Raw genomic sequence first — 8646 nt, 5'->3', positions numbered from 1 at the left:
CAGACGTCGACAAGAAAGTCGCCGGCCTGTACGACATGATCCATCCGAACCAGTCCGAAACCGCGACCGTGCGTTCGCTGTTCATCATCGATCCGAAGAAGAAAGTGCGCCTGATCATCACTTACCCGATGAGCACCGGCCGCAACTTCGACGAAGTGCTGCGCGTGCTGGATGCGCTGCAACTGACCGACGGCTACACCGTGGCCACGCCAGGCAACTGGAAAGACGGCGACGACGTCATCATCCCGTTGTCGGTCAAGGATGAAGAAGTGATCAAGCAAAAGTATCCGAAGGGTTACACCTCGCCGCGTCCTTACCTGCGCATCACGCCGCAGCCGAACAAGTAAGCCGGTTCGGAATATCAAAAAGCGCTCCCGCAACGGAGCGCTTTTTTTACGCCTCTTCCTTCGGCGTCTCGGTGAATTCGTCGATGAACAACTGCGCCACCGACGACCGCATGCTGCCGTGGCGCGTGACCAACTGATACGGCTCGCTGCGCGAATGCAGCGGCAGCGGCAGGATCGTGGTCATGCCGAAGCGCGTGCAGAACTGCGCCACGTCGACCGACATCAGCGCCACGAAGGATGGATTTCTTTGTAATAACGACAAGGTGGTGAAGGCCGAGGTGGTTTCCAGCAAGTGCAGCGGGAAGCGCAGGTTGGCTTCATGGAATTCGCGCTCCAGCAACAGCCGCATCGGCATGTTGGCCGAATACACCACCCAGCGTGAATCGACCAGATCGGTCAGCTGCAGTGTTTCGCGTCCCGCCAGCGGATGGTTGATGTTGGCCACCACCGCCAATTTCTCGTTGTGGATGTCGATGCTGTCGTACAGGTGCGGCTGCTGGCTGATGCTGGTGCGGCAGATCGCCATGTCCAGCCGGCCCTGGTCGAGCAGGCGCAGCAGCCGCGCGCTGGTATCCTCGACGATTTCCACCGACAGCGCCGGGCGCTTTTCCAGCAGTCGCGTCAGCGCATCGGTCAGCAGCGGCACCGCCCCCATGATCACCCCCAGCGCCAGCCGGCCGCCGTGGCCCTGCAGGATGCCGATCATGTCTTCGCGCAAATGCGCCAGGTCGGTCTGGATCAGGCGCGCATAGCGAATTACGCAATGGCCGAGGTCGGTCGCCTCGAGGCCGCGGTTGGTGCGCACGAACAGTTGCGCGCCCAAGGTGGTTTCGATCTCCTGCAAGGCCTTGCTGGCGCCCGGCTGCGTCAGCGCGACCTGTTCCGCCGCCTTCAGCAGCGAGCCGTGGTCGGCCAGTGCAATCAGCAGGCGCAACTGCTTCAGATGCAAACGGGAAGTGATGGAGCTCAGCGAGGGGATTTCTTGCATCATGGGAATGATTTGTGTATGAGTATAGGTTATAGCTGTATCAGCAGTTCTCATTAGGCAAAGCCTGCCGATTGGCATACAGTTTTGCCTCTAAAGCTTGATTCGCACAGGGAAATCGCCTGATGCGCCGTGGTTCGGAAGCCGCCGGCTTCGCAACACGCTGCAAGTATATCTATAACTTTAAGGCTATGTACGATGGCATTGATTAACTACATTACCCAAGTCCAGTTCGATTTCGGCGCACTCGCGCTGCTGCAGCAGGAATGCGACCGCATCGGCATCCGCAAGCCGCTGATCGTCACCGACATGGGCATCCGCAATGCCGGCATCCTCGACAAAGTCGTGGCCCAGCTGAAAGACGGCGCCCAAGTCGCCGTGTTTGACCAGACGCCGCCGAATCCAAATGAAGCCGCCGTACGCGCTGCGGTCAAGCTGTTCCGCGACAGCGCCTGCGACGGCATCATCGCCGTCGGCGGCGGTTCCTCGATCGACCTGGCCAAGGGCGTGGCCGTCTGCGGTACGCACGAAGGCACGCTCAAATCGTTTGCGCTGATCGAAGGCGGCCTCGCCAACATCACCGCCAAGACCGCGCCCGTGATCGCCATCCCGACTACCGCCGGCACCGGCAGCGAAGTCGGTCGCGGCGCCATCCTGATCCTCGACGACGGCCGCAAGGTCGGCGTGTTGTCGCCGTATCTGGTGCCGCGCCTGGCGATCTGCGACCCCGAGCTGACACTGAATCTGCCGGCGATGATGACCGCCGCCACCGGCATGGACGCCATCGCCCACTGCCTGGAAACCTTCATGGCGCCGTCCTTCAACCCGCCGGCCGACGGCATTGCGCTGGACGGTTTGTGGCGCGCCTGGGCGCATATCGAACGCGCCACCAAAGAACCGCACGACCGCGAAGCGCGCCTGAACATGATGAGCGCCTCGATGCAAGGCGCCATGGCTTTCCAGAAGGGCCTCGGCTGCGTGCACAGCCTGAGCCATTCGCTGGGCGGCATCAATCCGCGCCTGCACCACGGCACCCTGAACGCCATCTTCCTGCCGGCCATCATCGAGTTCAACAAGGATTCGGAATCGGTCATCAAGGAAAAGAAACTGGCGCGCATCGCGCACGCCATGGGGCTGGCGAAGGAAGCCGACATCGGCCCTGCGATCAAGGATATGAGCCGACGCCTCGGCTTGCCGACCGGCCTGGCCGAACTCGGCGTGACCGAAGACATGTATCCGAAGATCATCAAGGGCGCACTGGCTGACCACAGCCACAAAACCAATCCGCGCGTGGCGTCGGAAGACGACTACGCTCGTATGCTCACCCTATCGATGTAACTGGAGAACGATAAAAATGACACTGCTCGGACATAACTATATTGGCGGCGGACGCAGCGGCGAAGGCGACGTCAAGTTGCTCAGCATCGCAGCGGCGACCGGCGAAGCGCATGCCGTCCCATTCCTGACCGCAACGGAAGCCGAAGTCAGCGCTGCGGTCGACGCCGCCAGCGCGGCTTATCCGGCTTACCGCGCTTTGCCGGCCGAAGCGCGCGCCAAATTCCTCGACGCCATCGCGGAAGAAATCGACGCCCTCGGCGATGACTTCATCGCGGAAGTCTCGCGTGAAACCGCCTTGCCTGCAGGTCGCCTGCAAGGCGAGCGCAGCCGCACCAGCAACCAGATGCGCCTGTTCGCCAAGGTCCTGCGCCGCGGCGATTTCTACGGCGCCCGGATTGATACCGCTTTGCCGCAACGCCAGCCGCTGCCGCGTCCCGATCTGCGTCAATACCGCATCGGCGTCGGTCCGGTGGCCGTGTTCGGCGCCAGCAATTTCCCGTTGGCGTTCTCGGTGGCCGGTGGCGATACCGCTGCGGCGCTGGCAGCCGGTTGCCCGGTCGTGTTCAAGGCCCACAGCGGGCATCTGATCACCTCCGAACTGGTGGCTGACGCCATCGAGCGCGCCGTCAAGAAGACCGGCATGCCCGCCGGCACCTTCAACATGATCTACGGCGACCGCGTGGGCGCCCAGCTGGTCAAGAGCGCCGGCATCCAGGCGGTCGGCTTCACCGGCTCGCTGCGCGGTGGCCGCGCCCTGTGCGACATGGCAGCCGCCCGTCCGCAGCCGATTCCGGTGTTTGCCGAGATGTCTAGCATCAACCCCATCATCCTCATGCCGGAAGCGCTGAAGCTGCGCGGTGACGCCATCGCCAAGGACCTGGCCGGTTCGGTCACCGTCGGCGTGGGCCAGCTGTGCACCAGCCCGGGTCTGCTGCTGGGCGTGCGTTCGCCGGAACTGACTTCCTTCATCGAGAAGCTGTCGGCGGCCTTCGGCGGCACCAACCCGGCCACCATGCTCAACAGCGGCGGCCTGACCCATTACAACGGCGGTGTGGCGCGCCTGACCCAGTTGCCGGGCGTGAAGGTCATCGCCACTGGCGGCACCAGCTACACCCAGGCCGTGCCGCACCTGTTCAAGGCCGATGCCGCGCTGCTGTTCTCCAAGGAAGCACCGCTGGAAGAAGAAGTCTTCGGCCCCTCCACCGTCATCGTCGAGCTGGAAAGCCGTGAACAGCTGCTGGACTTCGCCGCCAAGATGAATGGCCAGCTGACCGCCACCCTGCAAGCCGAGATCGGCGACCTGCAAGGCAACCAGGATCTCATCGCAATCCTCGAACAGAAGGCCGGTCGCCTGTTGTTGAACGGCTTCCCGACCGGCGTCGAAGTCAGCGATGCGATGGTCCACGGCGGCCCGTATCCGGCCACGTCCGACGCGCGCGGCACCTCGGTGGGCACGCTGGCGATCGACCGCTTCCTGCGTCCGATCTGCTATCAGAACTATCCGGACGAGTTGTTGCCGGCTGCACTGCAAAACAGCAATCCGCTCGGCCTGCTGCGTCTGGTCGATGGGGAGCCGACCAAGGCCGTGGTGAACGATCCGCGTACTGCATGACAATTTGATTTGAACAGGGAGGCGGCGCGCAATTCCAGGTTGCGCGTCGCGGCAGGACCATAACAACAGAGGAGACGGGTTTGAAAAAATTTCTGAAAATGGCGGCATTGTCCGCCGCGATGTGCGCAGCATTCAGCGGCAATGCCAACGCAGCCGGCGACACCATCAAGATCGGCTTCATCACCGATCTGTCCGGCACCTATGCCGACATGGACGGCCAGGGCGGCATCGAAGCGATCAAGATGGCGATCGCCGATGCAGGCGGCACCATCAACGGCAAGAAGGTCGAGTTCGTTTTTGCCGATCACCAGAACAAGGCCGACATCGCCGCCAACAAGGCGCGCGAATGGTTTGACCGCGACGGCGTCGACATGCTGGTCGGCGGCGTGAACTCGGCAGCCAGCCTGGCCATGGGCAAAGTGGCCGGCGAAAAGAAAAAGGTCTTCATCTCGGTCGGCGCCGGCACCACGCGCCAAACCAATGAAGAATGCAATGCCTACACCGTCCAGTACGCCTACGACACGACGGCACTGGCGCGCGGCACCGGCGCAGCGATCACCAAGCAAGGCGGCAAGTCTTGGTACTTCGTCACCGCCGATTACGCATTCGGCACCTCGCTTGAAAAAGACACCAGCGACGTCGTGAAGGCCGGCGGCGGCACCGTCGTCGGCCAGGTCCGCGCACCGCTGGCGACATCGGACTTCTCGTCCTTCCTGCTGCAGGCGCAATCCTCCAAGGCGCAGATCCTGGGTCTGGCGGTCGCGGGCGGCGACGTCATCAACGCCATCAAGGCGGCCAATGAATTCGGCGTGAACAAGACGATGAAGCTGGCCGGTCTGCTGATCTTCATCACCGACACGCACTCGCTGGGCCTGCAAGTCACGCAAGGCATGTACCTGACCGACGGCTGGTACTGGGACATGAACGACCAGGCGCGCGCATGGGGCAATCGCTACTTCGGCAAGATGAAGAAGATGCCGACCATGTTCCAGGCCGGCGATGCATCGGCGGTGGGCCAGTATCTGAAGGCAGTCAAGGCCGTTGGCAGCACCGACGCCGACAAGGTCATGGATTACCTGCGCAAGAACAAGATCAACGACTTCTTCACCTCCAACGGCGTGGTCCGTCCGGATGGCCGCATGGTGCATGACATGTACCTGATGGAAGTGAAAAAACCGTCCGAATCCAAGCGCCCATGGGACTACTACAAGCTGGTGCAGACGATTCCCGGCGACCAGGCGTACATGACCAAGGCCGAGTCGAAGTGCTCGCTGTGGAAGTGATTGCAGGGATAGAAAAGACAGAGCAAAGACAGTAAGAACAGATTTGAAGTAGTAACTTTTCTGAGCAGAAGTCGGCGCAAGCCGATGCATTTCAGCGCATCTCGACTCACGTCGGGGTGCGCTTTTTTTATGCGTCGTTCAGATTGTTTGCGCTGCCGCCGCGCCGGTGCCGGCCATGCTCTTGCGCGCTTCCTCACGCACGATGTGCAGGATCTTTTGCTTGAGCGCGCCGTAGCTGGTGTCGGCCACCAGCAATTCGACATCGCGCGGACGCGGGAAGGGCAGTTTGAATTCCGCGCAGATGCGGCCCGGGCGCGCCGACATCACCAGCACGCGATCGGCCAGGAACAGGGCTTCGTCGACGTCGTGCGTGATGAACAGGATGGTGGTGCCGGTGGTCTGCCAGACGCTGGTCAGCAGCTCTTGCATCATGAGTCGCGTCTGTGCGTCGAGCGCGCCGAACGGTTCATCCATCAGCAGGATTTCCGGATTGGGCAGCCAGGCGCGCGCCAGTGCAGCGCGTTGACGCATGCCGCCCGACAATTGCCACGGCATGTGATGCTGGAAATCCTGCAGGCCCACCAGGCGCAGATAGCGCTCGGCCTCGGGCAGATAGACGGACTTCTTGATGCCGGCCATGCGCGGACCGAAGGTGACGTTGTCGAGCACCGACAGCCACGGGAATAGTGTCGGCTGCTGGAATACCACGCCGCGTTCCGGACCGGGTTTGTTGACCGCGACGCCGTCGAGCAGGATGGCGCCTTGATCGGCTTGTTCGAAGCCGGCGATCAGGTTGAGAATGGTCGATTTGCCGCAACCGGACGGACCGAGCAGGCAGACCAGTTCACCTTGTTCCAGCTCCAGCGAAATGTCCGACAACACCGGCGTGGCCGCCTGCTTGCCGGAGGTGAAACTCTTGCTGATGCCGGCCAGCCGCACACGGGCGGGCAGTTGTGCAATCTGGTTCATAGTTTGCTCATGAATCGCGTCCCGCCCAAGGCACAAAGGCGCGCTGCAACAGCACCAGCGCGAGGTCGAACAGATAGCCGATGATGCCCAGCAACAGGATGCCGAGCATCACCACGTCGGTGCGCAGGTAGGTGCCGGCGTTGATTACCATCCAGCCGAGACCGGAGTTGGCGGCCACCATTTCGGCGGCGATCAGCGAAGTCCAGCCGATACCGATCGACAGGCGCACGCCGGTGAAAATTTCCGGCAGGGCATTCGGCAACACCACGCGCGTGAACAGCTGGTAGCGGTTGGCGCCCAGCGTCTGCGCTGCGCGCAGGCGGTTCTTGTTGACGCCGACTGCCGCTGCAGCGGCGCTGACCACCACGCTGAGGAAGCAGGAGATGAAGATCAGGAAAAACTTGGAGCCTTCGCCGATGCCGAACCACACCACCGTCAAGGGGATCAGCGCGATCTTCGGCAACGGCCGCAGGAATTGCACGAACGGTTCCAGCACCGCGCTGACCGGTTGCGACAAGCCCATCGCCAGCCCCAGCGGAATGCCGGCGGCGATGGCGGCGACGAACGCCACCGTCGCGCGCAGCACGCTCACGAGGATGTGCTGCCACAGCGATACCTGGCGATAACCGTCGGCCAGGATGTCACCCGTGGTCTGGAAGATTTCGCTTGGCGGCGGCAGCAGCAGCGGATCGATCCAGTGCAGGCTGCCGGACAGTTGCCACACGCCCAGCACCAGCGCCACTGCGGCGGTGCTGACGGCGGCGCGTTTGGCCGGACCCATGCCGAGGCCGGTATTGCGGCTTGCCTGCGCCGTCATGTGCGTGCTCCGGCTGATTGATGTGGTGCGTGGTGCATGGGCATTACTTGGCGACGGCCTGTTTCAGGTAGCTGATGTTGATGGCCGGTGCAAACGATTCCGGTACGTCGCTCTTGCGCAGGTCGCCGATTTCCACGAGGAAGTTGGCGGTGTCCTTGGCGGCCTTGGCGATGCCCGAGGTCGGCGTGGCGGCGCCGTTGCCGAGGTAGGCCGGGGTCAGCTGCTCGGTGCTGGAAGGATATTCCAGGCCGGTCAGCACACTGCGTGCGGTTTCAAACGGAATGTCGAGATGCTTGGCGATCAGTTGCGCGGAACCGTCGGGATCCTTCTTGTATTGGTCGACTTTTTCCTGGTAGGTGCGCAGGAATTTCACGACCAACTGCGGGTACTTCTCGGCAAATTCCTTGCGCACGACGAAGTTGTTGTAGACCAGATAACCGTCTTTTTGCAGCTGCTTGGTAACGAAGATTTCATGACCGCCGTCAGCTTCGAACTGTTGCGTGAACGGACCCCAGACATAGGCCGCGTCGATGTCGCCGCGCTTCCATGCGGCGACCTGGTCGGCCGGCTTCAGCGGCACCAGGCGGATTTTGGATTTGTCGAGACGGTTGACCTTGATGGCCAGCTCGAGCGCATATTGCGCGGTCGAGTTCGGCGGATAGGCGACGGTCTTGCCTTCGATGTCCTTGATCGAATTGATGTTCTTGCTCTTGCGGCCGATCAGGCGTTCGCTGGTGGCGATGACTTCGGGCACGCTGATGATTTCAATCGGCAGCTTGCGCGCGATGCCGGCGACGGCCGGGCTGGAGCCGAAGCGGGCAATGTCGATTTCCTTGGCGGCGAACAGCGACAGCACGTCGGCGCCGGTGGCGAATGGAATCCATTTCACCGGTGCGCCGAAGGATTTGTCGAAGGACTTGTCGATCTTGCCGAGGATCCAGACGCGCGGTCCGCCGGCCCAGGCGAAGCGGACTTCCTGCGGGACGTTTTCGGCATGCGCGAGGTTTGCACCGAGTGTGGTGACGATGAGTGCCGCGGCGGCGGCGAGCTTCTTGAAGAGAGTATGCGATGTCATTTCCCGACCCCGTTTTATTGTTGAGCGACGGCGCACCGGCTAACTGAAAACGCGCGCGCCAAAAGAATCGGAGCCCGAACGGATTCCGTGTTTCGCAGACTATAAAGAGTCCGGCGGTTTTGTAAAAATACCAATTCAGAGCTTGCATATCCGGATTTCAACTAAGCGCGTCGGCGCGTCGAAAATCCAGAGGAAGGATGGCGCGGCGTCGCGCTGAAGG

General features: G+C 62.1%; 8 protein-coding genes. 4 read left to right on the top strand and 4 right to left on the bottom strand.

Annotated elements, in window-relative coordinates; translation table 11 throughout:
• Window positions 1-347, top strand: a 347-nt coding sequence (locus tag HLUSI_RS0121945; protein WP_016836012.1) for a hypothetical protein, incomplete at its 5' end; no start/stop codon positions are given.
• Window positions 348-393: 46 nt separating this feature from the next.
• On the opposite strand, the gene HLUSI_RS0121940 is transcribed toward HLUSI_RS0121945, so the two are convergent.
• On the bottom strand, window positions 394-1338 hold the full coding sequence (locus HLUSI_RS0121940) for a LysR family transcriptional regulator (protein WP_016836011.1): 945 nt from the start codon (window positions 1336-1338) through the stop codon (window positions 394-396).
• Window positions 1339-1530: 192 nt separating this feature from the next.
• Here HLUSI_RS0121940 and HLUSI_RS0121935 point away from each other — a divergent pair, with 192 nt between their 5' ends.
• From HLUSI_RS0121935 to HLUSI_RS0121925, 3 genes are all read left to right on the top strand, one after another.
• Window positions 1531-2670: an iron-containing alcohol dehydrogenase gene (locus tag HLUSI_RS0121935; RefSeq protein WP_016836010.1), complete on the top strand. Its 1140-nt coding sequence runs from the start codon at window positions 1531-1533 to the stop codon at window positions 2668-2670.
• 16 nt (window positions 2671-2686) lie between these two features.
• Window positions 2687-4282: an aldehyde dehydrogenase (NADP(+)) gene (locus HLUSI_RS0121930; protein WP_016836009.1), complete on the top strand. Its 1596-nt coding sequence runs from the start codon at window positions 2687-2689 to the stop codon at window positions 4280-4282.
• A gap of 98 nt (window positions 4283-4380) precedes the next feature.
• Entirely contained in the window at window positions 4381-5565 is a 1185-nt protein-coding gene (locus HLUSI_RS0121925) for an ABC transporter substrate-binding protein (RefSeq protein ID WP_016836008.1), read from the top strand.
• Window positions 5566-5703: 138 nt separating this feature from the next.
• On the opposite strand, the gene HLUSI_RS0121920 is transcribed toward HLUSI_RS0121925, so the two are convergent.
• The 3 genes from HLUSI_RS0121920 to HLUSI_RS0121910 are packed head-to-tail and all read right to left on the bottom strand — an operon-like array spanning window position 5704 to window position 8426.
• A complete protein-coding gene (locus HLUSI_RS0121920) occupies window positions 5704-6534 on the bottom strand; it encodes an ABC transporter ATP-binding protein (RefSeq protein WP_016836007.1) in 831 nt (276 codons plus the stop codon).
• A 7-nt stretch (window positions 6535-6541) separates the two neighbouring features.
• Complete coding sequence (locus tag HLUSI_RS0121915) at window positions 6542-7351, bottom strand: ABC transporter permease (RefSeq protein WP_016836006.1); 810 nt, start codon at window positions 7349-7351, stop codon at window positions 6542-6544.
• A 43-nt stretch (window positions 7352-7394) separates the two neighbouring features.
• Window positions 7395-8426 carry a taurine ABC transporter substrate-binding protein gene (locus HLUSI_RS0121910; RefSeq protein ID WP_016836005.1) on the bottom strand — a complete coding sequence of 344 codons (1032 nt, stop codon included), beginning with the start codon at window positions 8424-8426 and terminating at the stop codon, window positions 7395-7397.
• Between the last annotated feature and the right edge of the window lie 220 nt (window positions 8427-8646).

Source organism: Herbaspirillum lusitanum P6-12, assembly GCF_000256565.1.
GTDB classification, from domain to species: Bacteria; Pseudomonadota; Gammaproteobacteria; order Burkholderiales; family Burkholderiaceae_D; genus Herbaspirillum; species Herbaspirillum lusitanum.
This window is presented reverse-complemented; position numbering and strand designations above follow the sequence as displayed.

Excerpts from the sequence above, each read along its gene's own strand:
- HLUSI_RS0121910 (WP_016836005.1), bottom strand. The coding sequence starts at position 8,426 with ATGACATCGCATACTCTCTTCAAGAAGCTCGCCGCCGCCGCGGCACTC.
- HLUSI_RS0121920 (WP_016836007.1), bottom strand. The coding sequence starts at position 6,534 with ATGAACCAGATTGCACAACTGCCCGCCCGTGTGCGGCTGGCCGGCATC.
- HLUSI_RS0121935 (WP_016836010.1), top strand. The coding sequence starts at position 1,531 with ATGGCATTGATTAACTACATTACCCAAGTCCAGTTCGATTTCGGCGCA.
- HLUSI_RS0121930 (WP_016836009.1), top strand. The coding sequence starts at position 2,687 with ATGACACTGCTCGGACATAACTATATTGGCGGCGGACGCAGCGGCGAA.
- HLUSI_RS0121925 (WP_016836008.1), top strand. The coding sequence starts at position 4,381 with ATGGCGGCATTGTCCGCCGCGATGTGCGCAGCATTCAGCGGCAATGCC.
- HLUSI_RS0121915 (WP_016836006.1), bottom strand. The coding sequence starts at position 7,351 with ATGACGGCGCAGGCAAGCCGCAATACCGGCCTCGGCATGGGTCCGGCC.
- HLUSI_RS0121940 (WP_016836011.1), bottom strand. The coding sequence starts at position 1,338 with ATGATGCAAGAAATCCCCTCGCTGAGCTCCATCACTTCCCGTTTGCAT.